Source organism: Rathayibacter sp. Leaf299, from assembly GCF_001423055.1.
GTDB lineage: Bacteria > Actinomycetota > Actinomycetes > Actinomycetales > Microbacteriaceae > Rathayibacter > Rathayibacter caricis.
In genome coordinates, this window is sequence record NZ_LMNT01000001.1 from 1,328,049 (window position 1) to 1,353,212 (window position 25,164).

Sequence of the window (25,164 nt, forward strand, 5' to 3'; positions counted from 1 at the left end):
GTCAGGCGCCGTCGGCCGCCGACCAGATCTCGAAGTCGAGGTCGGGGAAGCCGTCGGCGTCCTGCTCACCGACGACGGGCTGCACGAGCGAGCCGACCGGAACGCGTCGGGCGGCCAGGTCGGCGAGAGTCGCGGCGTCGCCGGGCAGCGATTCCGGGCCTCCGGCCGCGCTCGAGGCGAGCTGGCTGGTCGGCTCGAGCAGCAGCTCCGCCTCGTCCGTTCCTCCGCTCTCGGTCAGACCGGGCACGACGACCGTGTCGGCCGTCCGGGCGTAGTCGAGGACGGCGTGAGCGACGGCGTCCCCGACGACCAGCGAGCCTCCGGCGTAGCGCAGAACCTTCATGGTCGTGACCTCTCCCCGTGTGCGATGGGCTCGGCACCGGGGGCCGGGGTGCGCCCTCCCCACTGTACGGCGGGCGCGAGCGGGCGCGCAGGCCGATGCGCGGGAGGGGCCCGCGCGGACCGCCTAGAGCCGCAACTCGCCGGCGACGACTCGGCTCGCGACGAGGGTGAGCGCCGTCGAGTTCGAGCGGGCGTGCCGGCGCAGGATCTGGAACGCCTCGCGGGCGTAGGCGACCGCGCCCTTGGCCTGCTCGATGAGCACGCGGCTGTTCAGAGCGTGCTGCAGCTGATCGCGCACGGTGTCGCTCTCGAGCAGGGCCCGCTGGTGCAGGATCCCGATGGTCGCGACATCGGCGAACGCCTGCGCGACGGCGACGTCGTCGGCCGGCAGCGTGCCCGGCTCGGATCGGAAGAGGTTGAGCGATCCGATGCACTCGCTGCGCAGGCGCATCGGGACGCAGTGCACCGAGCGGAGTCCGAGTTCGAGAGCGCGGTCCCGGAAGGGCTCCCAGCCCGCGCGCACGTCGCGGATGTCGGGCACCACCACGGCCTCGCCGGTCGTGAGGCACTCCATGCAGGGCCCGGACTCCTCCCGGAGCTGCAGCAGCCCGATCAGGCGGGAGTCCTCGTCGGTCGACGCGAGCACCTCGGCGACGCCCCCGGCGTCGCGCAGCACGATGCCCGCCGAGGCGGCCTCGAAGAGCGCGGCGCTGCGGTCCACGAGGGTCTGGAGGAGTTCCACCGTGTCGTAGTCGTCGACGAGGGTGTCGGAGAGGGTCACGAACGTCTCGATGAGGTCGTGCTCCCGTGAGCGGGCCGCCATGCAGTCGATCCTAGATTTCGAGGGGAGGAGGGGGGAACCCGGTGCGGCGGCCGACGATCTCCTCGGCGACCTCCGCGACCGGGCGGCCCTGCGCGAACGCATGGGCCCTGAGCAGCAGGAGGGACTCCTCCGCCGAGATGCCGTGCCGAGCGAGGATCATCCCCGTCGCCTGGTGGATGATGCGGCGCGAGTGCACGTTGCTGCTCGCGGCGGTCCCGCTGTCCGAGAGGACATGGGCGACGACGCGCAGTGCCGTGCCGGGCGTGCGCGCGCGGATCCGCTCGATCACCGCGGCGGGCAGCGGACCCGCGGTGGTGCTGTAGAGGTCGACCACGCCCACGTCGAGCCCCGCGATGCGCAGAGGGAACGCGTAGACCGCGTCCAGGGGCAGCCGGCCGACCTCGGCCGCGAACAGGGGCCAGCGCTCGGCCGCGTCGCGCACGTCGTCGACGAGCACCGGCGTGCGGCGCCGCGCGGCATCCCAGCAGGGCCCCTCGCCGAGGTCGAGCTGGATCTCGTCGAGGCGCGCAGCGACGTCGTCGCTCGCCGAGACGGTCTCGCCGCCGAACGACGAGCCGATCGTCGAGATGGCCGCGCCGCGCACGGGGAACTCGTCGGCGTACGAGGAGGACAGGGTCGAGAGGGAGTCGGTCGCCATGCCCGCTCCCTCCGTCATTCCGCAGCGGATGCCGTCGTCGCCGCCCACGCTAACAGGAGGGCGGCCGCCGGATCAGAGCGGGATGTTGCCGTGCTTCTTGGCGGGCAGGTTCGCGCGCTTGGTGCGCAGCGCCCGCAGCGCCTTGATCACGGAGACGCGGGTGGCCGACGGCTCGATGACGCCGTCCAGCTCGCCGCGCTCGGCGGCCAGGAACGGGCTCGCCACGTTGTAGGTGTACTCGTTCGCGAGACGAGTGCGGACGGCGGCGACGTCCTCGCCCGCCTCCTCCGCCTTCCTGATCTCGTTGCGGTAGAGGATGTTGACCGCGCCCTGGCCGCCCATGACCGCGATCTCGGCGGTCGGCCAGGCCAGGTTGATGTCGGCGCCGAGCTGCTTGGAGCCCATGACGATGTACGCGCCGCCGTAGGCCTTGCGGAGGATCACGGTGACCAGGGGCACGGTGGCCTCGGCGTAGGCGTAGAGCAGCTTGGCGCCGCGGCGGATCACGCCGGTCCACTCCTGGTCGGTGCCGGGGAGGTAGCCGGGCACGTCGACGAGCGTGAGGATCGGGAGCGAGAACGCGTCGCAGAAGCGCACGAACCGCGAGGCCTTCTCGCCCGCCTCGATGTTGAGCGTGCCGGCCATGGCGCTCGGCTGGTTGGCGATGATGCCGACCGAGCGGCCCTCGACGCGGCCGAAGCCGATCACGATGTTGGGGGCGAACAGCGGCTGCACCTCGAGGAAGTCGCCCTCGTCGACGATGTGCTCGATCACGACGCGCATGTCGTACGGCTGGTTCGGGCTGTCCGGGATGACTGTGTCGAGGAAGCGGTCGGAGTCGGTGGTCTCGAGGTCGACCTCGGTGTCGAAGACGGGAGCCTGCGAGAGGTTGTTGTCGGGGAGGAAGGAGAGGAGCGTCCGCGCGTAGTCGAGGGCGTCGTTCTCGTCGCTCGCGAGGTAGTGCGAGACGCCCGAGATCTTGTTGTGGGTGAGCGCGCCGCCCAACTCCTCCATGCCGACGTCCTCGCCGGTGACGGTCTTGATCACGTCGGGGCCGGTCACGAACATCTGGCTGGTCTTGTCGACCATGATCACGAAATCGGTCAGAGCGGGGGAGTACACCGCTCCTCCGGCCGCGGGCCCGCAGATGATCGAGATCTGCGGGATGACACCGCTGGACGCGGTGTTCCGGCGGAAGATCTCGCCGTACTTGCCCAGGGCCACCACGCCCTCCTGGATGCGGGCTCCGCCGGAGTCGAGGATGCCGATGATCGGGACGCCGGTCTTCAGCGCGAGGTCCATGACCTTGATGATCTTCTCGCCCGCGACCTCGCCGAGCGAGCCGCCGAAGATCGTGAAGTCCTGCGAGTAGACGGCGACCTGGCGACCGTGGATGGTGCCGGTGCCGGTGACGACCGCGTCGCCGTAGGGGCGCTTCTTCTCCATGCCGAACGCGTGGGTGCGGTGGCGCACGAACTCGTCCAGCTCCACGAAGGAGCCCGGGTCCAGAAGGGTGTCGATGCGCTCGCGGGCGGTCATCTTGCCCTTGGCGTGCTGCTTCTCGATCGCGGCCTCACCGCTCGCGGTGACCGCCTCGTGGTACCGGGCCTTGAGGTCGGCGATCTTCCCCGCGGTCGTGTACATGTCGGGCGCAGGACGTTCGATGTTCGCGGTCACCCGCTCACCTTACCGGCGGGGGTAGGGGCGCCCCCCTTGTCGTGAGGGCACAGGGAGCGGCCTGCCGCGCGGGAGGATCCGCACAAGGACTCCCGCCTCCGGGCTCCTCGGAGAGGGCGCGAGTACCGTGGCGGCATGCAGCTCCCGCTCTCCCGCTCCGTGTCCCCGAAGGTGCTGTGGGAGGAGCACGCCGGCTCGACGAACGACGTGCTCCGCGAGTACGCCACCCGCGCGCCGGACCAGTGGCCGCACCTCGCGGTGGTGGCGACCGACGACCAGCGGGCCGGCCGCGGCCGCCTGGGCCGGGTCTGGCAGGCACCGGCTGGTCGGACCCTCGCCGTCTCGGTCCTGGTCGACGCCTCAGGACTTCCGGCCGGCGCCTCCGGATGGCTGCCGCTGGTCGCGGGTGCGGCGCTCGCCCGGGCGCTCGCCCCGCTGGTCGCACTCCCGGTCGCCGTGAAGTGGCCCAACGACGTGCTCCTCGACGGCCGCAAGACCGCCGGCATCCTCGCCGAGCGGCTCCCCGACGGCCGCGTGATCCTGGGAACGGGCGTGAACCTGCTCCTCACGGAGGACGAGCTCCCCGTGCCGACCGCGACCTCGCTCGCTCTCGCCGGCGCCCGGACCACCGACGCCGACGCCGTCCTCGCGGCGTACCTCACCGAGCTCTCGGCCCTGCTCGCACCCCTGCTCTCGCTGCGCGACGCCGAGGCGGCCGGCACCGCCGCCGCCGTGCGCGAGCGCTGCGGCACCCTCGGCCTCCGCGTACGCGTGGAGCTCCCCGACGGCTCGGTGCACGAGGGGACCGCCCTCGAGCTGGACGCCGACGGTCGGCTCGTCGTTCAGCTCGCGGACGGACCGCGCGCGTTCTCGGCGGGCGACGTCACCCACCTGCGGCAGTGAGGAGGGGGCGATGACGACGGACGCACCCGAGCTCGAGCTCGCGCGGCTGACCCCTCGGGCGAGGAAGGCGGTGGCCCCGGTGATCGGCTTCCTCCTCCTCACCTGGTCGGGGTTCTACTTCGCCGCTCAGTTCGACCTGGGGCTCCAGCGGTGGATCATCGCGCTCGGCACGGCCGTCCTGGTGCTCCTGCTCTGCGCCCCCTCGGCGCTGCGCTCGGCGGGGATCCGCTACCGGATCACCACGCGCGCCCTGCACGCGCGGCGCGGCCTCGTGGGCGTCCGGCGCGCCGAGGTCGTGTTCGATCCGCGGATGAGCGTCCGGGTCGCGCGGTCGGTGACCCAGCGGTTCGCCCGGTGCGCCGACGTCGTGATCGAGCAGGACGGTGCGGAGGTGTTCGTGCTGCGCGACCTGCCCGATCCCGGGCTCGCCGCGATCGTGCTCCGCGACGCCATCGCCGCGTCGCCGCGGCCGCTGCCGGCGTGGGAGGACCCGGTGCGGCCCGAGTGAGGGCGTCGGTACCATGGAGCCGCCCCGCGCCAGCGGGCGGAGACGGAGGAGCGCCATGCGCGTCGGCGTGATCGGTGGCGGCCAGCTCGCCAGGATGATGATCCCCGCGGCCGTCGAGCTAGGGATCGACATCGCCGTCCTCGCCGAGACCGAGGGCGCTCCCGCGGCGCTCGCGGCGACGCAGGTCGGCGACTACCGCGACGAGGCGGTGGTGCTCGCGTTCGCCGAGACCGTCGACGTCGTGACCTTCGACCACGAGCACGTCCCGCAGCCGATCCTGCGCGAGCTCGTCGCCCGCGGGATCCCCGTGCATCCGGGCCCGGACGCCCTCCTCTACGCGCAGGACAAGCTGCTCATGCGGCGCAGGCTCTCCGATCTCGGCCTGCCGGTCCCGGACTGGGCGGAGGTGTCCTCGGCCGACGAGCTCGCCGCGTTCCTCGACGACCACGGCGGCCGTGCCGTCGTCAAGACGGCCCGCGGCGGCTACGACGGCAAGGGCGTGCGGGTCGTCCGCGGCGCCGCGGAGGCCGACGACTGGTTCGAGGCGCTCGCCGAGGACGGTCGCGGCGGCTCCCTGCTCGTCGAGGAGCTCGTCGACTTCCGGCGGGAGCTCGCGCAGCTCGTCGCCCGCCGCCCCTCCGGCGAGACGGTGCTCTGGCCGGTCGTCGAGTCCGTGCAGCGCGACGGCGTCTGCGCGGAGGTCTTCGCCCCTGCTCCCGCCTCCGCCGGACGCGTCGCCGCGATGGCGGCGGAGATCGCCGAGTCGATCGCCGAGCGCCTGGGCGTCACCGGCGTCCTCGCCGTCGAGCTCTTCGAGACGACCGACGACCGCATCCTGGTCAACGAACTGGCCATGCGGCCGCACAACAGCGGTCACTGGACCATGGACGGCTCCACCACCTCGCAGTTCGAGCAGCACCTGCGCGCGGTCCTCGACCTGCCGCTCGGAGCGACCGGCTGCCGCGACCCGTGGACCGTCATGGTGAACGTGCTCGGCGGACCGCAGGGCGAGTCGCTGACCGATCGCTACCCCCGCGTGCTGGCGGAGCACCCGGGCGTCAAGGTGCACAACTACTCCAAGCAGCCGCGCCCCGGCCGCAAGGTCGGCCACGTGAACGCGACCGGCGACGAGCTCGAGAGCGTCGTCTACGAGGCGCGAGCCGCGGCGGCGCTTCTCACCGACTGACACGTACCATGGTGGCCGTGACGAGCCGACTGACGACCCCCGCCCCCGCCGGAGACCCCACCGTGAGCGCGGATGCGCTCGTGAACGGATCCGCGCCGGTCGTCGGCGTCGTCATGGGCTCCGACTCGGACTGGTCGGTCATGCAGGCCGCGTCGACGACCCTGACGGAGTTCGGCGTGGCCCACGAGGTCCGAGTCGTCTCGGCCCACCGGACCCCGGAGGCGATGATCGCGTACGGCCGCGACGCGCGCTCCCGAGGCCTCAAGGCGATCATCGCCGGTGCGGGCGGCGCCGCCCACCTCCCGGGCATGCTCGCGGCCGTGACTCCGCTGCCCGTCATCGGCGTGCCCGTGCCGCTCGCGCGCCTGGACGGCCTCGACTCCCTCCTCTCGATCGTGCAGATGCCCGCGGGCGTCCCCGTCGCGACCGTGTCCATCGGCGGAGCCCGCAACGCCGGGCTGCTCGCCGTCAAGATCCTCGCCACGGCCGACGACGCGCTCTCGGAGCGCCTCGTCGCGTTCGCCGCCGACCTCGAGACCCAGGTCGCCGCGAAGAACGACGCCCTGGTGGCGAGCCTGTGACGGCGGTGTCCCTGCCGCTGCGGCATCCCGACGTCCGCTCCAGCACCTTCATGACGCGGCGCGCCTGGTGGCTGCTCGTCGGCAACTTCCTGGTCCCCGGATCGGCCCAGGTCCTGGCGGGCAACCGCCGGCTGGGCCGCCTCGGCCTGGCGTTCACCCTCGCGCTCTGGACCGCACTGCTGCTCGCGGTCGTGCTCTACTTCGTCTTCCCGACCGGTCTCTACACGCTCGCGACCTTCGACCTGTCGATGCTGGCCCTCCAGGCCGCACTCGTGATCTACGCGGTGGTCTGGCTCGTGCTCACCCTCGACACCCTGCGGCTCATCCGGGTCGTGCGGGTGCGGCCGAGGATGCGCGGAGTGCTGGCGTTCGCGACGATCGCACTGATGGCGGTGTCCGTCGGCACGGCGGGAGCGGGCACCTACCTCCTGGGCGTCACCCGCGGCACGCTCTCCTCGATCTTCGGTGGCGGAGCGATGGAGGCTCCGGTCGACGGCCGGTACAACATCATGCTGCTGGGCGGCGACGCGGGCGAGGACCGCGAGGGGCTGCGTCCCGACAGCATCTCGGTCGTCAGCATCGACGCGTCCAGCGGTACGGCGACCATCATCGGTGTGACGCGCGAGTTCCGCGACGTCCCCTTCGCCGAGGACAGTCCGATGCACGAGCTCTACCCGGACGGCTACAACTGGGGCGACTGCAACGTCAGCGTGTGCAAGCTGAACTCGATCTACACCGAGGTGGAGCTGAAGAACCCGGAGCTCTACCCCGACGCGGTCGCCGAGGGCAGCGAGCCGGGCATCGAGGCGATGCGGGACGCCGTCGAGTCGATCCTGGACCTGCCGATCCAGTACTACGCGCTGATCGACATGGAGGGCTTCGCCCAGCTGATCGACGCGCTCGGAGGAGTCGACATCACCTACGACGGTGACGAACCGCTGCCACTGGGCGGGCTCCTCGACTCGGACGGCGTGCCCTACGGCGTGAACCAGTGGATCGAGCCGGGCGACTGGCACTTCAACGGCGAGCAGGCCCTCGCCTACGCGCGCTCCCGCATCACCTCGGACGACTACGCCCGGATGGAGCGGCAGCGCCAGGTGCAGGAGGCGCTGGTGCGCCAGTTCGAGCCGGCGAACGTGCTCTCGAAGTTCCAGGACGTGGCCGAGGCGGGCTCGCAGGTGATCAAGACGGACGTGCCCCAGGGGATGCTCGGCTACTTCGTGCAGCTCGGCCTGAAGACGAGGTCGCAGCCGATCGAGAGCGTCGAGCTCACTCCGCCGACCGTCGACCCCGAGGACCCGGACTACAACGTCGTCCGGTCGATGGTGCACGAGGCGCTGTTCCCGGACGACTCCGGGAACTAGAGCCGGTCGAGCACGATCTCGACGGGGCCTCGCGGCCGCCGCTCAGATCTCGGCGTGCAGCGCCCAGACCCGCTCGGCCGAGTCCCGCCAGCTGAACGCCCGGGCGCGGTCGCGTCCGGCCACCGACAGCCGCTCGCGGAGCGCAGGGTCCGAGAGGACGCTGCTCATCGCCAGGGCCAGCCGTTCCGGGTAGTCCTCCGCGTCGCCGCGCTCGACGGCCACTCCGGCGTCGGCCGCGACCTCGAGCAGGGCCGCGTCGTCCGAGTGGACGACCGGCACGCCGAAGTGCATCGCCTCGAGCACCGGCAGGCCGAAGCCCTCCGCGATGCTGGGGTACACGAAGAGGGTGGCCCGGTCCAGGACCACGGCGAGGTCGGCGTCGCTCAGCACGCCGAGGGCGCGCACGCGGTGCTCGTCAAGTCCCTGCTCGTCGGCGACGGCGGCGATGTCGAGCTCGCCCCAGCCGGTCGGTCCGACGATCAGCAGCGGGATCGCGGGGGCGGAGGCGCCGCCGAACGCGGCGATCAGCGAGACGAGCCCCTTGCGCGGCTCGAGGGTCCCGACGCTCAGCACGTACTCGGCCGGCAGCCCGAGCGCGACGGCGCGCGCCTCGGCGTCGTCCGGGAGCACGAGACCCGAGCCCACCGCTCCGCCGATCACCCGCAGCCTGTCGCCGAAGTCGAGGACCTCGGAGAGCTGCTGGGCGACCGCGTGGGTGGGGACGACGACGGCATCGGCGTGCTTGCGCGCCCGCTTCGCCATGGCGCGGTGCCACTTCGCCCCGTGCGGGGTGAGGGTCTCGGGATGGGTCCACGGGACGGTGTCGTGGATGGTCACGGCGATCTGCTCGCCGTCCCGGCCCTCGTGGCTGCGCAGCGGCGCGAAGAGGCTCGGAGCGTGGATCATGCCTCCGCCGGCGGGGATGCCGATGCCGTACTGCCAGGCGCGCGACAGCTCGCGGCGGCCCAGGTGGAGCCGGTGGATCCGCGCGAGCCCGGGCAGCCGCTGCCGCAGCTCCTCCTCCTTCTCGGGCGGGTAGGCGGAGACGACGGCCTCGACCTCGCAGTCGCGGGGCGCGGTCGCGATGAGCTCGCGCGTCAGCTCCTCCGTGTAGCGGCCGATGCCGCCCGGCACGCGGGCGAGCATCTGGTCGACGACGACGCGCAGCACGGTGCTCACGGTCGGACCGCCTCGATCGGTGCGGCCGCGAGTGCCTCGTCCCAGGAGCGCAGCGGAGGCAGGCCCGCCCGGCCCCAGCCGTCGTGGCCGAGGACGGAGTAGGCGGGGCGCGGCGCCGGGCGGACGAAGGCGCCGCTGTCGGTCGGGCGGATCCGCTCGGGGTCGAGCCCCGCCTTCTCGAAGACCGCGCGGGCGAAGCCGTACCAGGTCGTCTCTCCGGCGTTGGTGCCGTGGTAGACGCCCGCCGGCGCTCCCGAGTCGACGAGCTCGACCAGGCGGGCGGCGAGGTCGCCCGTCCAGGTCGGCTGCCCGCGCTGGTCGTCGACGACGCTCAGGGTCTCGTGAGTGCCCGCGAGGCGGACCATCGTCTTCGCGAAGTTGCCGCCGTGCTCGCCGTAGAGCCACGCGGTGCGGACGACGTAGCCCCGCTCCGGATTCGCGGCCAGGACGAGCTCCTCGCCCTCGGCCTTGGTGCGCCCGTACGCGGAGATCGGCCGGCGCGGGTGGTCCTCGCCGTAGGGGGAGGTCGCGGAGCCGTCGAACACGTAGTCGGTCGAGACCTGCACGATCGCCGCGCCGATCTCGGCCGCCGCTCGCGCGAGGTTCTGCGCGCCGAGCGCGTTGACTCGTCGCGCCTCGTCCTCGTCGCTCTCCGCGTCGTCGACGCGCGTGTAGGCGGCGCAGTTGAGCACCGCGTCGTGCCCGGCCACCGCAGCGCGGACGGCGTCGAGGTCGGTGACGTCCAGATCGCGTCGGCCGAGGGCCGTGAGGGGACGGTCGCCGAGGGCGGTGCGGAGGTCGGTGCCGAGCATTCCTGCGGCGCCCGTGAGGAGGAAGGTCACCCCCTCATCATGCCGGAGGGGCGCGCTCCGCAGGCACGGGACGCACCGCCCGGCACACGGCGTCAGGGCCGCCCACGCGCTCGTTACACTCGTCCCGTGCAGATCCGAGAACTCGACATCCCCGACGTCTACGAGGTCACCCCGCGGCAGTTCCCCGACGATCGGGGGGTGTTCTTCGAGTTCTACCGCTTCGATCGGCTCGCCGAGAAGGTGGGACATCCGCTGACGCTCCGGCAGGGCAACACCTCGGTCTCGCGCCGCGGCACCGTGCGCGGGATCCACTTCGCGCAGATCCCGCCGTCGCAGGCGAAGTACGTGTCGTGCTTCTCGGGCGCCGTGCTCGACTACGTCGTCGACATCCGAGTCGGATCGCCCACCTTCGGGCAGTGGGAGACGATCCTGCTCGACGACGTCGACCGCCGCTCCGTCTACATCTCCGAGGGCATCGGGCACGCCTTCGTCGCGCTGACCGAGGGCGCCGTGGTGTCGTACCTGGTGAATGCGACCTTCGATCCCGAGCGCGAGAAGGGCATCGACCCGCTCGACGAGCAGATCGGCCTGCGGTTCCCGGACGAGGCGGGCGAGCTGCTGCTGTCGCCCAAGGACACCGATGCGCCGACGCTGGCCGAAGCCGAGGCGCTGGGGCTCCTCCCGACCTGGGACGAGGCGCGCGCGTACTACGCCGGACTCGACGAGTAGCGGCTGGGGAGCGCCCGGCTCAGCGGCCCAGCCGGAGGCGCATCAGTCCGACGCGCGCGCCGAGCCCGAGCCGGACGGCCAGCCGGATCGGCGCCTGGTACCAGGCGCCGTACCTCTGCGCGAGGTACAGGTAGGCGCTCCGGTGGTGCACGGCGAGCATCCGCGCCGATGCGAGCCGGGTCGAGTGCCCGCCCAGGTGCGAGACCAGGGCGTCGGCCAGGTACACGTTCGTCCAGCCGCGTCGACCGAGCGAGTCGCCCAGCTGCACGTCCTCGAAGTACATGAAGTACCGCTCGTCGAAGCCGCCGATCTGCTCGAAGGCGGTGCGCCGGACCATCACGCAGGCTCCCGAGAGCCATCCGGCCGTCATGCTGCCGTGCTCGAGAGTGCCGACGGCGCGCGAGCGGCGGTAGCGGGCCGACCACGGGTTGCCCGGCCAGAGGTGCGCGAAGAGGGCGTGGCCCACCCCGGTCCCGAGGGAGGGCAGCGCCCGCGCCGACGGGTAGACGGTGCCGTCCGAGTCGAGGATGCGCGGGCCGATCGACCCGATCCGGGGGTCGGCGGAGGCGGCGGCGTACAGGGCGTCGATGGATCCGGGCAGGAACACCGTGTCCGGGTTGGTCACCAGGATCCACTCGTACTCCGGGCCCAGCCGGTTCACGGCGTAGTTGACGGCCTTGCCGTAGCCGAGGTTCTCGCCCGTCTCGTAGAAGACGACCTCCGGGCGCATCTCGACGACGCGGCGCACGGAGTCGTCCGTCGTCGCGTTGTCGACGACCACGACGTGGACGTCGTGCTCCGTGGCCTCCGGGATCGACTCGAGGCAGGCGCGGAGGACCTCACCCGAGAAGTAGGTGACGACGACGACCGCGATGGGCAACGTCGAGCGAGAGATGGGAGCCTCCGGGGGTGCGGTGTCGACGGGCGAAGGCTCCGTCGGAAGAACTCATCGAGGCTAGCACGCAGCCTCGGAGCCTCCCGGGAGGCCCGTTCCTCTCAGCGGACGACGTCGAGAGGGGCTGTTCCGGCAGCGACGGCCGCGCCGGACGCCGTGTCGATCAGCGGGAGCTCCGGCTCGCCGGGCCGGCGGAAGACGACGAACTTGTACATGCAGAAGTTCCAGATCAGGCCGACGAGGACGGCGGCGGCCTTGGCCGCGTTGATCGCCAGGACCGCGTTCTGTCCCGAGCTGGGCAGGAAGAGGAGAGAGTGTCCGAACGTCGTGCCGAAGAAGACCTCGAAGCCGTAGATGACGAGCGATTGCAGCAGGAGCGAGCTGACGCCTGTCACGAGGAAGAACACGCCGAACGCGGCGGCCGAGGGTCGGCCGCGCTGGCGGAAGACGAAGAAGTGGTTGAGCAGGTAGGAGATCGAGATGCCCACCGTCACCGAGGCGACGTTCGCCGCCAGGGCCGGCAGACCGACGAGCAGCGTCAGCGCATTCAGGATCGCGAAGTCGAGGACTGTGTTCAGCGAGCCCGCTGCGAGGAATCGCACCGTCTGAGAGTCCCGCCACCCGCTCGATCCCGCTCGACTCGCCACGTGTCCTCCTCCGGCGCCCTGATGCGCGAGCGCGACGGGCCGACGGTATCCGTCGTGTCTGAACGCGGAGGTGCACGAAGCGCTCCGAATCTGAGAACCGCTCGAACGGCGACCAGCCCGCGATCAACCGCGAGGCTCCGACGGACGCTGATACTCTGCGACCGCCCGTCGCGCGTCCAGCGTTCCGTCCTCTGCAGTCGAATTGGCTCTCCATGCTCACCCTGACGATCGTCACTCCCACCTACAACGAAGCGGACAACATCGGCGAACTGCTCCGCCGGATCGCTGCCGTCGCCGCCGACAACCCCGACGCCCTGATCCGGTCGGTGATCGTCGACGACTCGTCGCCCGATGGGACAGCGGGGAGGGCCAGGACGATCGGCGAGGAGCTCGCGACCGGGAACTTCTCGGTGTCCGTCCTCGAGAGGGCGAAGAAGGAGGGCCTGGGAGCGGCGTACATCTGGTCGTTCGCCCAGGTGCTCGAGGCGGAGGACGCCCCCGACTACATCCTGCAGATGGACGCGGACCTCTCGCACGATCCGCGGTACGTCTCCGACTTCCTCCGCGAGGTGCGTGAGGGCGCGGACCTCGTCGTGGCGTCCCGCTACATCCCCGGCGGGGGCACTCCCGACTGGACACTCGACCGCAAGATCCTCAGCCGGGGCGGCAACATCTACACGCGCCTGTTCCTCGGGTCCACGCTCACGGACTGGACCGGTGGCTACAACCTCTTCAGCGCCGAGCTGCTGCGCAGGATCGCGTTCCAGACGGTCGACGCGACGGGTTACGGCTTCCAGATCGCGCTCAAGCACCGCGCGGTCACGGCTGCGAGGAGGACGCGGGAGATCCCGATCGTCTTCCTCGACCGCACCGAGGGCACCTCGAAGATCCCCGGCAACACTCTGGTGCAGAGCCTCCTGCTCGTCCTGCGCATCCGGTTCGGGCGCGACGGGAAGCGATGAGGGCGGAGGAAGGGGGTCGATCGCGGCCTCTCCTCGTCGAGGCGTCCGGGCTCCTCCTCGTCGTCGCCGGCGCGCTGGCCGTCCTCGCGCACTTGGCATCGACGCCGTGGGTCGAGTACCTCCTCTCCGATGGAGACTCGCTCGCCCTGCCCCTCCTCCTCCAGTCGGTGCAGCGCGGCGAGCCCTTCGACTGGGTCATGACGAGCCAGCTGCTCGTGTTCCCCGAGCTGCCGCTCTACCTCCTCAGCGTCGCGCTGGCGGGTGGCGTGATCCAGACGTCGCTCATCGTGAACGCGGTCGTGAACGCGGTCGTGTTCTACGGCGGAGCCCGGCTGCTCGCCTCGGGAGTGCTCGTCGATCGCTCGAGAGGACTGCGCGTCGGGTCCTCCGCCGCGGCCACCGCGACTCTCCTGCTCCTCGCGGCGACGGAGGGGCGTGGGCTGATCAACGTCGGTGCGTTCTCCGGCGGGATCCTCCTGACCACCTACTACTCGGGCGTCGCGCTCGCGGGGGTCTGGATCCTCGCGCTGATGAGCGGGGTCACGCGGGGCTTCGCCTCCGGGCTGGTCGACGATCGGCGGAGACGGTGGACCTGTCTCGCGGCGGTGTTCGCCGTCTCGGCCGCGACGACCTTCTCGAATCCGCTGTTCGCCCTGCAGTTCACCGCACCCGCGGTCGTGACTCTCCTGCTCCTGCTCGTGCTCGCGCGGATGTCCCGGCGCACCGCCGCGGTCCTCGGTGGAGTCCTCCTCGTCGGGGCGGTCCTCGGCTACGCGTCGCGCGGGCTCGCGCGGAGCCTCATCGCCGTGGACGCCTCGACCTACCTGCACCTGGAGCGCGCCGGTCAAGCGGTCGACGCCTTCATCCTGCAGATGCGCGTCGTCGGGTCGGCGACCAGCGGGAAGATCGAGCTCCTCGTGGTCGGCCTCCTGCTCGTGCTCGCCGCACTGACGGTCGTCGCGGCGCTGGCCACGCAGTCGAGGGAGCCGCGCCGTGGAAGCGTCTCGACGTCGAGCACCGCCGTCGCGCTGTTCGTGGTCGTCTCCTGCCTGTCCCTTCTGCTGGGAGTCGTCGTCACCGGCAGCCTTGTCAGCCGGTACCTCCTCCCTCTCGCCGCGTTCCCGGTGCTTCTGGTCGTGCCTCTGTGCGGTGAGTCAGCGCGGCGGGTGTCCCGCCACCTGCCAGTGAAGCGCCGCAACTCCGGCGACGCGTCACGCCGCGGAGCCCTCGTCTGCGCGGGGCTGTCCGTCTCGGCGCTCGCGGCGGGGATCGCCGTCTCCGCGCCTCCGCTCGCCGTGGCCGCCGAACGGGCGGGCTCGACCCCGGAGCGGCAGTGCCTCGAGGACTGGCTGGGGGACCGCACGCGGTCCGGTGTCGCCTCGTTCTGGACAGCGCGCCCACTCGAGCTGTACGGGCCGCCGTCGCTCGACGTGCAGCAGGTGAACTTCGACTTCACTGCTCAGCTCTGGATGAACAACACGGCCGCGTATCGCGACACGACCTTCTCCTTCGTCCTGGCCGACCGTGATCCCGACTGGTCGGCCCTCGCGCTCGCCCACCTCGGGGAGCCGAGCGCGGTGGTCGACTGCCCGACCTTCGACATCTACGACTACGCCGGGACGGACGGCGAGACGATCCTGAACGGGATCGTCTCCGACAGCATCGAGAGAGCGGATCGGGATCATGGACTCTGACACGCGCATCGCGACACGGACCGGTGCGGCCCGGACCGCCTTCCTCGCCCGCGCGGCGAGGGAGGCGGCGTGGGCGACGGGCGCCGGCGTGATCAGCCTCCTCGGCGGCGTCCTCGCCCTCGGCGTCACGCCGACCTCCCTGGGACAGCGGTGGACCGTCGGGGGTGACGACCAGATCCTGCACTACACCCTGTTCCGCAGCGCCACCCAGTCCTTCCCGTTCTCGGTCAACGGCGCTCTCGGCTTTCCCGAGGGGCTGAACGCCTTCTTCACGGCGCAGTTCGATCTCGCCTCCGCCGTGCTCGTCGCACTGCTCGGACTCGTCGTCGAGGACGGCTTCGCGCTCCTCAACATCTACTACCTGCTCGGCTTCTTCGCGGTCGCACTGACGGGCTACGCGTTCTTCCGCTGCCTGAGGACCTCGCCCTGGGTCTCGGCTCTCGTCGCCGTCGTGCTGGCTCTCGCTCCGTATCACTTCCTGCGCATCGGCGCCGGCCACGCCTTCCTCGCCAACTACTGGACCGTACCGCTGCTGGGCATACTCCTGCTCTGCGCCGCCGGCGAGCGCACAGACCCGTTCCGCAGCTGGATCCGGCGGGGCACCGGTGCTTCGCGGATCGCGCGCGCGGCAGTCCCGACGGTTCTCCTTCCCGTCCTCATCGCCACATCGGGCGGCTACTACTACGTCTTCAGCATCATCGTTCTCGGCGGAGTCTGGCTCCTCGGCGCCGCCGCCTCGCTCGCCTCGGGTGAGCGTCGGCGAGCCGTGCTCGCCCGTGCGGCGCCTCTCGGAGTGCTCGTCGTCGCGGTGGGCCTCGAGCTGCTCGCCCTCTCGGCGGACTGGGGCGGACGATACGCCCCGTACTTCGAGGATCGAGGACTCGGCGAGTCGGAGAACTTCGCAGGCAAGATCCTCCCGCTGTTCCTGCCGTGGGAGGGGACCCGCGTGCCGAAGCTCGGAGCGCTGCCGTTGATCTACGCGAACGCGACCGCAGTGGCGAAGACCACCGAGCCGCCGGGGATGCCGGTGCTCGGGATCGCCGGGCTCGTCCTGCTCCTCGCGGCACTGCCCATGATCGCGATCGTGGGAGGACGTGCTCTGCGAGTGACCGGGATCGGCCGTCTCGTCTCGGACGATCGTGTCCGCGTGCTCGCGGTCGCCGCCCTCTGGACGCTGCTCTTCTACGTCGTCACCGGTTTCGGCATGGCAGTCGCCCTCCTCGCCGGCACGACCATCCGCGCCTGGTCGCGGCTCTCGATCGTGCTCATCGTGCTCGCACTCGGAGCCGTCGCCCTCGTGCTGCAGCGCCTGCGCCACCGCAGTGCTCGCGTGCTCGCGGTCGTCCTCGTCTGCGTCCTCGTCGTCCTCGATCAGGGAGTGGGCGTGAGGCGGATGGTCCCGCTCGCTCCCGCCGACGACGCGGAGATCTCGTCCTTCGTCGCGGCGGTCGACGCCGACCTGGCCGACGGCTGCGGAGTCGTGCAGCTCCCCGTCAAGAGCTTCCCCGACAGCGGTGCGATCGGCTCGATGCGGGACTACGACGAGGCGCTCCCGTACCTCTTCACTGCGGGTGAGGACTTGCGCTGGAGCTACGGAGCGGTCGAGGGGACCCCCGGCTTCGACGTCTTCGACGACGCGGCCGATGCCGAGACCTTCGCCGCCGCCGTCCGGGAGAGCGGAGCCTGCGCCCTCCTCGTCGACACTGCGGCCTACTCGGACAGTGAGGGCGCGTGGTTCGACGAGGTCGTCGCCGCCACCGGCGGTCTCGACCCGATGGCGCAGTCGTCGTCCGGCCGATGGCTGGTGTTCAGGGTCGACTGATCCGGAAACGGGGGCTCCTCCGGGCGGAGTCAGCTCACCCGGAAGAAGAGGTAGCGACGGGAGTCGTCCTCGGACTCGATCACCGGCTGAGTCGCGGAGGTCGCGGCGTCGACGAAGGGCGCCCAAGCGGCCGCGTCGTCACCGTAGGCCGCCTGATCGACCAGGAGGCCGCACGCTCCGCTCTCGGCGACGGCCGCTCCGAACTGCTCCGGGGTCGTCACGTCCGCCCAGAAGTCGGCCGAGCGGGTGCCGGTGACCGCCCCGTACGACCAGCGCAGCGCGGAGTCGTCGGAGCTGAAGAGGTAGGGGAGGGCCTCGTCGTAATCGCCCATCCCGCCCACGGCGCCGGCTTCCGGGTAGCCGTGGAGCGGGAGCTGCACGATGCCGCACCCCGGGGCGAACTCCGATTCGGCTGCGGAGACGGCCGCGCGCAGTGCCGTGTCGTCGACGGGGGAGAGGTCTGCACCGACACTCGCTCCTCCCAGCTGATCGACGCCCGCGACGAGTCCGATGCCCACGATCGCGATCACCAGGGGGAGCCGACGCCGGAGCAGCGTGTCGAGCAGGACAGCGGCGAACATCAGGGCGACGGTCGACAGCACGACCGACAGGCGCACCCAGGCGCGGATCTCGCCGGTGACCACGGCGGCGAAGACGTAGCCGAGACCGCCGACGACGAAGAAGAGGAGTCCCCACAGATACACGCCGGCGAGGACGCGCGCGCGCTCGTCGCCGAGGAAGCGCGCGGTCGGACCGGTGGACCCGGTGCGGACGGGGGCAACCGCCCTGACGAGGAGGAAGAGGACGAGGAGGATCATCGCCACGGCGGCGATCAGCGGTGTGCCCGTCGGCTCGGCGGTCGGCGAGACCGTGGTGCTCTGCTGGTACCCGCGCGAGAGCTCGGCCAGGGGGCCGAATCCCGATCCGTCCCACGGCAGCAGGAGGCTCGTGATCTTGCCGCTGTGCTGCTCGGACTGGAACGGCAGGCGCTCCGCGAAGTAGGAGGCGTACCGCTCGCCGAAGTCGAGGGAGAGCAGAGCGAGCTGCACGCCGATGAAGGCGACGAGCGAGACGACGGTCAGCGCGGGCCAGACCAGCTCGCGCCATCCTGATCGCGCGATCAGGATCGCGATCGCCCGGAAGAGGACGATTCCGCCGAGGAGGATGCAGCCGAAGACGAAGTAGTAGGAGCTCGAGACGGACAGGCCGAACGTGAGGCCGAGCACCGGGAGAGCCCGGCGCAGGACGCATCGGCTTCGGCTCGGCGCGCGGTCGACCCAGCGCGCGAAGGGATCGAGCGTCGGAGACGCGACGACCAGGATCAGGATGCCGAGCAGGGCGACCCCCCAGTACATCCCGACGAACGCGTGCCCGAGTGCGACCCGTTCGAAGTGGTAGGGCATCAGGGCGAAGATCAGGGCGAAGAGCACGGCCACGGAGCGGCGGATGCGGAGCGCGCGGAAGAGGTAGTAGCCGGCGATGCCGGCCAGGGCGAACCCCGACAGCTGGAACACGTTCAGGATCACGATCGGATCCCGCAGCACGAGAGCCAGCGCGGAGAGCACGCCGATCGACTCGAAGTCGAAGATCGGGGTGAACCACTGGTTCTGCGTCCCGGGGAATCCCATCGAGGGGTTCGGCAGGAACAGCGTCCAGTCCTTCGCCCCCGCGGCGACGAGGTAGTGCGCGACCATGTCGCCGGTGTTCCCCGAGGTCCAGCGCCGCCCGAGATCCGCGGGCGACAGGCGCAGGGCGATGATCGCGGCGACGAGGGCGACCAGACCGACCCCCAGGGCGCATCCCAGATCGAGGAGTGCGCCGCGGTGCCTCCGGGCCGGACCCGGCCGGTGCTCGGACTCGGTCGTGTGTCGGAGGGTCTGGCTCATCGCTTCTCTCGTCCGGGGCGGGGCGTCTGCCCGCGTTGCGGCGAACAGCCTAGTGGCTCGGGTCGGGACGGCCGTCGATCGGATCGACGGTCGTCGGGCGGCTCTCCTGCTGGAGGGGCTGGTCCGCACGGGTCCCCGCGGCACCGACCTCCTTCGCGCCGGCGTCGTCCATCGACGAACCGCGATTCGATCGGAAGACGACGAGCCGGTAGAAGGCGAAGTTCCAGACGAGCCCGGCGAACACAGCGACTGCCTTCGCGAAGTTGATGGCGAGCACGTTGTTGTCGGCGTCCGAGCCGAGGAAGAGGAGCGACCGCCCGAAGCTCGTGCCGAACAGCATCTCGAAGAGCCAGATGATGACGTTCTGGATGACCAGCGACGAGAAACCCGTGACGGCGAAGAACTGCAGGAAGCGCTTCACGGTCACCCGGTCGGGGTAGCGGAAGACGAAGAAGTGGTTCATCACGTAGGACAGGCAGATGCCGAAGACCACCGAGACGGAGTTCGCGATCAGGACAGGGGCGCCGAGCGCCAGTGTCATGATGTTGAGGAGCACGAAGTCGATCGCCGTGTTCACCGATCCGGCGGCGAGGAAACGCACCTGCTGCTTCTCGAACAGTCTCGTCACGCGGTGGGGATCTCTCGGTCGGGGTGCGGGAGGCGGCCGCGACCGTCGTCCGGTCCTCCGGGGGTCTGTTCCTCCTCGAGGAGGGGCCTGTGCGGTGCCGCCGTGACCGGCGTGAGGGAGCGGTCGAAAGGCGACTCGCGATGCCGAGGGAGCGGAACCGTCCGGCCAGTGTGCCACGATTGCGTCCGATGACTCGAACTGCGCCCCGCGCGTCGCCCCCCGCGCTCCGTGCGCCGCTGTGGCAGCGCCTCCTGATCGAACTCGCGCCGGTCGTCGTCGTCGTCTCGACCGCTCTGGTCGTGCTGGCCCGCATGGCGGCGTCGGAGTGGAGCGCCGTCCTGCTGTACAGCGGCGACTCCCTCGTCCTCCCGCTGCTGCACTCGTCGATCGTCGCGGGAGAGCCCTTCGACTGGGTGTTCTCGTCGCAGCTCTTCTTCTTCCCGGAGCTGGTCATCTACTCGGCCATCGCTCTGGTGGTGAGCGATCCGCGCGCCGCGATCGTGGTCAACGGCATCGTCAATCTGCTCCTCTTCTACGCCTTCGCGCGGGTCATCGCGCGCCTCGCGCTGCAGCGGAGCCGTCACCGGTTCATCGAGATCTCCGTCGCCCTCGGCGCGATCGGCCTCTACGCCGTGATCTGCCTGCTCGAGCCGCAGCCCAACATCAACGGCTCCTCGATCGCGACGCTCTACCTCTTCAACACGTACTACCAGGGCGTCATCATCATCGGGCTGTCCGTCCTCGCGCTGACGCTCTGGCTGACCCGGGCCTTCCGGCGCGCCGCCTGGGGGAGCACGCGGACGGTGACGGCGACGGTGGTCACGGGGGCCGTCACCGCCGCGGTCACCCTCTGCGACCCGCTCTACCTCCTCCAGGTCACGGCACCACTCGGACTGACGCTGGTCGTGATGTGGTTCGCCCGGCACCTGACCACCCGCGGGTTCCTCCTGCTCGCGGCGGTCAACGGCGGTTCCGCGCTCCTCGGCCTCTGGGGGCGCCGCTTCGTCGAGCAGTACCTCGCCATCGCCCTCGACAAGTACATGGACATCGAGAAGATCCCGTCGAGCATCACGCTGGTCGGGAACACGATCGCCGAACTGGCCTCGACCTCGGTCGGCATGTTCAAGCTCCTGCTGTGGGGAGCCGTCGTCGTCGTCACGGTCGGCTTCTTCCTCTACGCGCTGTTCGCGCAGACGAGGCCGTCCCTGCGTCGCACCGTCTCGGGAGCCGAGCTGTTCCTCACTGCGTTCTCGACGCTCTCGCTCGTCACGATGGTGCTCGGCTTCTTCGTCACCGGCTCGCAGACGACGCGCTACCTGCTGCCGATCTTCGTGTTCCCCCTGCTCGGGATGATCCCGGTGGTGATCCACGTGCTCCGCCTCTCGATGCTGGTCGTGCCCTACGCCGAGTACCGGCGGAGCCTCGCGCGATTCATGGTCGGCGCGTCCTCGGCGGTGGCCGTCCTCGTCGTCGTGGCCGGGGCCGTCTCCCTCCCGCCGGTGATCCGCATGGTGACGGGAGCGACGTACTCGGGAGCGACGTGCTTCGAGGACACCATCGGTGATCGTGAGGAGTCCGGTGTCGGATCCTTCTGGATCACCAGGCAGTGGGAGGTCTACGCGGACGAGCGCGGCGACGTGCTCCAGGTGCGGGGCGACCTCTCGGTCGACGACTGGATGATCAACGTCGCGACCTACGTCGACAAGGACTACTCGTACGTCATCGTCGATCCGTGGGGCCATGTGACGGAGCAGTCGGTCCAGGTCCTCGGCACGCCCGCCGAGGTCACGACGTGCGGCGACTTCGAGATCTACGACTACGAGGGGACTCCGGGAGAGCGGATCCTCACGGACGCGATCGACCGCAGCGCCGAGAAGACGCTCGAGCTGCACGGCTTCCCGGGCTGAGCCCGGACCAGTCCTGTCGGGTCAGAACAGTCCCCAGGGCTGGTCGAACACGTCGAACCCGTCCGAGAAGAAGTAGACGGTGTATCTCCCGAGTTCGACTCGCTCCCGGTGAGGGAGCACGGTCGATGTGTCGAGCTCGACGTCGTTGAACCGGCCGGTGTCGACGACGATCACGGGTGCGTCCTCGGAGGCGGCGAGATCCTCGTAGGGCGGATAGCGCCGGTTGACGAGAGGAGCGACGGTGATCTCCTCGTCCGTGGAAGCCGTCAACGTCGCGCTCAACCAGTAGTTGCCGTAGACGTGGTCCTCACCGCGCGCTCCGAGCAGCTCCGCGACCGGTCGCAGAGCGGGGTCGAAGCGCGCTGAGGTGTCGATCGTGAACCGATCGGAGCGATCCCAGACCCCGATCGACGTGAACGCGACGGCGCCGATCACCGCCGCGACGGCGAGTGGTCGCCATCGCGAGACGAGCCAGCCGAGGGAGGCGGCGAGGCCCGGAGCGAGGAAGGCGGAGTAGCGCACGGAGTCCGGAGCTAGGTCAAGACCCGCGCCGTACACGAGCACCGTCACGACGAGGACGGAACCGACCGAGACGAGCACCAAGCCCGCCTTCCGGACGATGAGGCCGGCGATCAGCGGAACGACCAGCAGGACTGCCGCCGCCCAGCCCACGCCCGCGCTGAAGGTGGGATCGGCGGCGTCGCCGAACGCGGCCGGGAGCATGGAGTCGAAGAGGGAGACGACGCTCTGGAAGGTGGGCTTCCAGGTGCCTCCTCCGAGCGATTCCGTCGCCCCCTCGGAGCGGAGCGCCTCCACGATCCAGGGCGCGCCCGCCACGAGCGCGGCGCACGCGCCGATCACCGGACGGAGCGGGTGCCGGATGTCGCGCAGCACCAGCCAGAGCGCGGCCGGTGCGGCGAGTGCCAGGCTCATCGGAGAGGACCAGAGCGCGAGTCCTCCGAGCAGGCCCGCTCCGATCCAGGACAGGTACGGCCGGGTCAGCGGAGCCGTGGCGATCGCGATGAGGCCCAGCGCCGTCACCAGGCTCGGACCGTAGAAGCCCGGATCCCTCGTGCTGACCGTCAGGATCACCACCCCGGGGAACCAGAACAGCAGTCCGGCGGTCGTCCCGGCCAGTGCTCCACCTGCGCGGGCGACGATGTGCCTCAGCAGGATCGCGGCGCCGAGGAACCACAGGACCGAGCCGACCGCGAGCACCTCGACGTGGGATCCGAGTACCACCATCGCTGCTCCGGCCGTGATCGGGAGGAGCGTGCCTCCGTAGGACTGGCCCCAGAAGAAGGCGGGGATCTCGCCCTCGGCGACGTGCCTCGCCATCAGGAACACCGTGGCGTGGTCGGTGTCGAAGACGTGCCCGGGACTGAGCAGGAAGAGGATGCGCAGGACCAGGCCGGCCACCGCGAGCGTCCAGAACACGAGGGTGTCCGCTCGGGGACGACGACGGCCGGTGGCGGTGGATGAGCTGAGCTCGCGCGTGGTCACAGTCCTCCGTCGTGGCCGACGCTCCTGGTCGCGCGGCCGGGACGACGATAGCCCAGCCGCTCGAGTCCCGCTCGGATGCCGCGTGCTAGCATTTCGGGCTGTCCTTCCGAGCCCGCGGAACGGACGACGAGCGATGATGGAGCCCGCAGTGGTCGAGCAGAGACGACGGTTCCTCCTCGCGGGCGGGGCGGGCTTCCTCGGATCCCATCTCGCAGCCGAGATCCTGCGACGGGGTCACGAGGTGGTCGTCCTCGACAACCTGATCACCGGGACGATCCGCAACCTCGCGCCGCTCCGCGGCGAACCGTGCTTCACCTTCGTCGAGGACGACGCGGTGAACGCGACGGCGATCCCCGGACCCTTCGACGTGGTGCTGCACTTCGCGTCGCCGGCGTCGCCTCCGCGCTACCTCGCGCACCCGATCGAGACGCTGCACGCGGGCTCGTCGGTGACGGAGGCCCTCCTCGAGGTCGCGAAGCGCGACGGCGCGCGCTTCGTCCTCTCCTCCACCTCCGAGGTCTACGGCGATCCGCACGTGCACCCCCAGCACGAGGAGTACTGGGGCAACGTGAACCCGAACGGCCCGCGCAGCGTCTACGACGAGGCGAAGCGCTATGCGGAGGCGATCACTTTCGCCTACCGTCGGCACTTCGGCGTCGACACCGGCGTGATCCGGATCTTCAACACCTACGGGCCGCACATGGACGTCGACGACGGGCGCGCGGTGCCGGCGTTCGTGAAGGCCGCGCTGGCCGGGTCCTCGATCCCTATGCACGGCGACGGCACGCAGACCCGCTCCCTCCTCTACGTCGACGACCTCGTCGCGGGCGTCCTGCTGATGGCCGACTCCACCGACCCCGGCCCGATCAACATCGGATCGGTCGACGAGCTCGAGCTGGGCGAGATCGCCCTGCGCATCGTCGCCCTCGTCGGCAGCGACTCCCGCATCTCCTACGGACCCCGTCCGATCGACGATCCTGAGCGGCGCAAGCCCGACATCAGCAAGGCCCGCGAGATCCTCGGCTGGCAGCCGAGCATCCCGGTCGAGGACGGACTCGCGCGGACCATCGAGTGGTTCGCGTCGACCGGCGTCCTCGCCGCGAAGTAGAGAGAGCACCGACCCGTGAAGCTGTCCATCCTGATGCCCGTCTACAACGAGCAGGCGACCCTCCAGAAGGCCGTCGACCGCGTCCTCGCGATCCGGTTCCAGGAGGGGATCGAGATCGAGTTCGTGATCGTGAACGACGGCAGCGTCGATCGCACGAAGGAGATCCTCGACGCGCTCGAGGACCCGCGGATCCGCGTGTTCCACCAGCGCGTGAACCAGGGCAAGGGCGCGGCGATCAGCCGAGCGGTCCAGGAGGCGACCGGCGACTACGTCATCATCTGCGACGCCGACGAGGAGTACCGCCCGAGCGAGATCCCCACGCTGCTGCAGCCGGTGCTCGACGGCGAGGCGCAGCTGGTCTACGGCAGCCGCACCTTCGGCTCGCACACGTCGTTCTCGTACTGGTACGTGATCGGGAACAAGGGCGTGAACCTCGTCACGAACATCCTCTTCAACGCTTACGTCTCGGACGTCGAGACCTGCTTCAAGCTCATGCCGCTGGAGCTCTACCGCTCGCTCGGCATCAAGGAGAAGGGCTTCGGCATGGAGGCGGAGGTGACCGCGAAGCTGCTGGCCCGGGGACACCGCCCCTACGAGGTGCCGATCAGCTACAGGGCGCGGACGCGCGAGGAGGGCAAGAAGATCACCGTGAAGGACGGCTTCGAGGCGCTCTGGATCCTCGCCCGGATCCGCCTGCGTGAGGGCTCGCGGACCCGCCCGCCCCAGAGCTCCGCCGCCTGACGTGGGCGGAGCCGAGGAACGCGGCGCTGCGCGCCCGGGGCGCCTGCGGGCGGCCTACCGGAGCCTGATCGCCTACGCGCTGAAGTTCGGCGTGGTGGGATTCCTCGGGTTGATCGTCGATGTGGCGGTCTTCAACCTGCTGCGCCTCAGCGGCGACCACCTGCTCTCGGGTCCGCTCGGAGCGAAGGTCGTCGCGGTGGCGGCGGCGACCGTCGTCACCTGGATCGGGAACCGGTACTGGACCTTCCGGGAGCACCGGCGGGCGAACTACGTCCGCGAACTCGCGGAGTTCAGCACCGTCGCCGTGGCGGGGATGGCGGTCAACCTCCTGCCGTTGTACGTGTCCCACTACGTTCTCGGGTTCGACAACCTCGTCGCGGACAACATCTCGGCGAACGTGATCGGCCTCGCGCTCGCGACCGGATTCCGCTTCGTCCTCTACCGGTACTGGGTCTTCGGCCACCACCGCTCCGGCGGAGTCGTCGAGTCGCGCGAAGCCGAGGTCGCGGCGGCCGCGCTCTTCGAGGACGACGCGTCGGCCGTGAACGACACGGCTCCGATCCGCCGACCGACCTGAGCCCGTCGGCGCGCTCCCCGAGCCCGTGCTCG

The 25,164-nt window shown here is 70.7% G+C and carries 24 protein-coding genes; 13 read left to right on the top strand and 11 right to left on the bottom strand.

Annotated elements, in window-relative coordinates:
• Position 1: 1 nt before the first annotated feature.
• From ASF48_RS06350 to ASF48_RS06365, 4 genes are all read right to left on the bottom strand, one after another.
• The gene (locus tag ASF48_RS06350; RefSeq protein ID WP_055788083.1) at positions 2-343 is read right to left on the bottom strand and encodes a hypothetical protein; all 342 of its coding nucleotides are present in this window, start codon (positions 341-343) and stop codon (positions 2-4) included.
• Between the two features lie 123 nt (positions 344-466).
• Positions 467-1,165: a GAF and ANTAR domain-containing protein gene (locus ASF48_RS06355; protein WP_055788086.1), complete on the bottom strand. Its 699-nt coding sequence runs from the start codon at positions 1,163-1,165 to the stop codon at positions 467-469.
• A gap of 10 nt (positions 1,166-1,175) precedes the next feature.
• Positions 1,176-1,823: a GAF and ANTAR domain-containing protein gene (locus ASF48_RS06360; protein ID WP_055788089.1), complete on the bottom strand. Its 648-nt coding sequence runs from the start codon at positions 1,821-1,823 to the stop codon at positions 1,176-1,178.
• Between the two features lie 72 nt (positions 1,824-1,895).
• Positions 1,896-3,467, bottom strand: a complete 1,572-nt coding sequence (locus ASF48_RS06365) for an acyl-CoA carboxylase subunit beta (RefSeq protein WP_055788093.1) — start codon at positions 3,465-3,467, stop codon at positions 1,896-1,898.
• Positions 3,468-3,635: 168 nt separating this feature from the next.
• On the opposite strand from ASF48_RS06365, the gene ASF48_RS06370 reads away from it, so the two are divergent.
• From ASF48_RS06370 to ASF48_RS06390, 5 genes are all read left to right on the top strand, one after another.
• On the top strand, positions 3,636-4,403 hold the full coding sequence (locus ASF48_RS06370) for a biotin--[acetyl-CoA-carboxylase] ligase (protein WP_055788096.1): 768 nt from the start codon (positions 3,636-3,638) through the stop codon (positions 4,401-4,403).
• A gap of 10 nt (positions 4,404-4,413) precedes the next feature.
• Positions 4,414-4,911 carry a PH domain-containing protein gene (locus ASF48_RS06375; RefSeq protein ID WP_055788099.1) on the top strand — a complete coding sequence of 166 codons (498 nt, stop codon included), beginning with the start codon at positions 4,414-4,416 and terminating at the stop codon, positions 4,909-4,911.
• A 55-nt stretch (positions 4,912-4,966) separates the two neighbouring features.
• A complete protein-coding gene (locus tag ASF48_RS06380; RefSeq protein ID WP_107574809.1) occupies positions 4,967-6,097 on the top strand; it encodes a 5-(carboxyamino)imidazole ribonucleotide synthase in 1,131 nt (376 codons plus the stop codon).
• 113 nt (positions 6,098-6,210) lie between these two features.
• Positions 6,211-6,678, top strand: coding sequence for a 5-(carboxyamino)imidazole ribonucleotide mutase (gene purE, locus ASF48_RS06385; RefSeq protein ID WP_055789047.1), 468 nt, complete (start codon positions 6,211-6,213; stop codon positions 6,676-6,678).
• Positions 6,679-6,683: 5 nt separating this feature from the next.
• Entirely contained in the window at positions 6,684-8,042 is a 1,359-nt protein-coding gene (locus ASF48_RS06390) for an LCP family protein (protein WP_230671548.1), read from the top strand.
• Positions 8,043-8,084: 42 nt separating this feature from the next.
• On the opposite strand, the gene ASF48_RS06395 is transcribed toward ASF48_RS06390, so the two are convergent.
• Together ASF48_RS06395 and rfbD are read right to left on the bottom strand one after the other, a co-directional pair.
• Entirely contained in the window at positions 8,085-9,221 is a 1,137-nt protein-coding gene (locus ASF48_RS06395) for a glycosyltransferase family 4 protein (protein WP_230671546.1), read from the bottom strand.
• Positions 9,218-10,063 carry a dTDP-4-dehydrorhamnose reductase gene (gene rfbD, locus ASF48_RS06400; protein WP_157603070.1) on the bottom strand — a complete coding sequence of 282 codons (846 nt, stop codon included), beginning with the start codon at positions 10,061-10,063 and terminating at the stop codon, positions 9,218-9,220. The genes ASF48_RS06395 and rfbD overlap by 4 nt, the downstream gene beginning before the upstream one ends.
• 96 nt (positions 10,064-10,159) lie before the next feature.
• Between rfbD and ASF48_RS06405 the strand changes: the two genes are divergently transcribed.
• Complete coding sequence (locus ASF48_RS06405; protein WP_055788102.1) at positions 10,160-10,762, top strand: dTDP-4-dehydrorhamnose 3,5-epimerase family protein; 603 nt, start codon at positions 10,160-10,162, stop codon at positions 10,760-10,762.
• A gap of 19 nt (positions 10,763-10,781) precedes the next feature.
• Here ASF48_RS06405 and ASF48_RS06410 read toward each other — a convergent pair whose 3' ends face one another.
• Together ASF48_RS06410 and ASF48_RS06415 are read right to left on the bottom strand one after the other, a co-directional pair.
• Positions 10,782-11,642 (bottom strand): glycosyltransferase family 2 protein, encoded by an 861-nt coding sequence (locus ASF48_RS06410; RefSeq protein WP_230671544.1) that lies wholly within the window; start codon positions 11,640-11,642, stop codon positions 10,782-10,784.
• Between the two features lie 116 nt (positions 11,643-11,758).
• Positions 11,759-12,259 carry a GtrA family protein gene (locus ASF48_RS06415; protein WP_230671542.1) on the bottom strand — a complete coding sequence of 167 codons (501 nt, stop codon included), beginning with the start codon at positions 12,257-12,259 and terminating at the stop codon, positions 11,759-11,761.
• Between the two features lie 257 nt (positions 12,260-12,516).
• On the opposite strand from ASF48_RS06415, the gene ASF48_RS06420 reads away from it, so the two are divergent.
• Genes ASF48_RS06420 through ASF48_RS06430 form a run of 3 tightly spaced genes read left to right on the top strand, consistent with a single transcriptional unit; the run spans position 12,517 to position 16,782 of the window.
• A complete protein-coding gene (locus tag ASF48_RS06420) occupies positions 12,517-13,266 on the top strand; it encodes a polyprenol monophosphomannose synthase (protein ID WP_055788112.1) in 750 nt (249 codons plus the stop codon).
• A complete protein-coding gene (locus tag ASF48_RS06425; protein ID WP_055788116.1) occupies positions 13,263-14,960 on the top strand; it encodes a hypothetical protein in 1,698 nt (565 codons plus the stop codon). Before ASF48_RS06420 ends, ASF48_RS06425 begins: the two co-directional genes overlap by 4 nt.
• A complete protein-coding gene (locus ASF48_RS06430) occupies positions 14,950-16,782 on the top strand; it encodes a hypothetical protein (protein ID WP_055788119.1) in 1,833 nt (610 codons plus the stop codon). The genes ASF48_RS06425 and ASF48_RS06430 overlap by 11 nt, the downstream gene beginning before the upstream one ends.
• Positions 16,783-16,811: 29 nt before the next feature.
• Here ASF48_RS06430 and ASF48_RS06435 read toward each other — a convergent pair whose 3' ends face one another.
• Together ASF48_RS06435 and ASF48_RS06440 are read right to left on the bottom strand one after the other, a co-directional pair.
• A complete protein-coding gene (locus ASF48_RS06435; RefSeq protein WP_055788120.1) occupies positions 16,812-18,668 on the bottom strand; it encodes a hypothetical protein in 1,857 nt (618 codons plus the stop codon).
• A gap of 49 nt (positions 18,669-18,717) precedes the next feature.
• Positions 18,718-19,296: a GtrA family protein gene (locus tag ASF48_RS06440; RefSeq protein ID WP_082481023.1), complete on the bottom strand. Its 579-nt coding sequence runs from the start codon at positions 19,294-19,296 to the stop codon at positions 18,718-18,720.
• 188 nt (positions 19,297-19,484) lie between these two features.
• Here ASF48_RS06440 and ASF48_RS06445 point away from each other — a divergent pair, with 188 nt between their 5' ends.
• Positions 19,485-21,203, top strand: a complete 1,719-nt coding sequence (locus ASF48_RS06445) for a hypothetical protein (RefSeq protein WP_055788123.1) — start codon at positions 19,485-19,487, stop codon at positions 21,201-21,203.
• Positions 21,204-21,224: 21 nt separating this feature from the next.
• Here ASF48_RS06445 and ASF48_RS06450 read toward each other — a convergent pair whose 3' ends face one another.
• Positions 21,225-22,706 (bottom strand): hypothetical protein, encoded by a 1,482-nt coding sequence (locus ASF48_RS06450; protein ID WP_055788126.1) that lies wholly within the window; start codon positions 22,704-22,706, stop codon positions 21,225-21,227.
• A gap of 133 nt (positions 22,707-22,839) precedes the next feature.
• Here ASF48_RS06450 and ASF48_RS06455 point away from each other — a divergent pair, with 133 nt between their 5' ends.
• The 3 genes from ASF48_RS06455 to ASF48_RS06465 are packed head-to-tail and all read left to right on the top strand — an operon-like array spanning position 22,840 to position 25,132.
• Positions 22,840-23,814 (top strand): NAD-dependent epimerase/dehydratase family protein, encoded by a 975-nt coding sequence (locus ASF48_RS06455; protein WP_055788129.1) that lies wholly within the window; start codon positions 22,840-22,842, stop codon positions 23,812-23,814.
• Between the two features lie 15 nt (positions 23,815-23,829).
• Positions 23,830-24,555 carry a glycosyltransferase family 2 protein gene (locus ASF48_RS06460; protein WP_055788132.1) on the top strand — a complete coding sequence of 242 codons (726 nt, stop codon included), beginning with the start codon at positions 23,830-23,832 and terminating at the stop codon, positions 24,553-24,555.
• Position 24,556: 1 nt separating this feature from the next.
• Positions 24,557-25,132: a GtrA family protein gene (locus ASF48_RS06465; RefSeq protein ID WP_082481024.1), complete on the top strand. Its 576-nt coding sequence runs from the start codon at positions 24,557-24,559 to the stop codon at positions 25,130-25,132.
• Positions 25,133-25,164 lie beyond the last annotated feature (32 nt).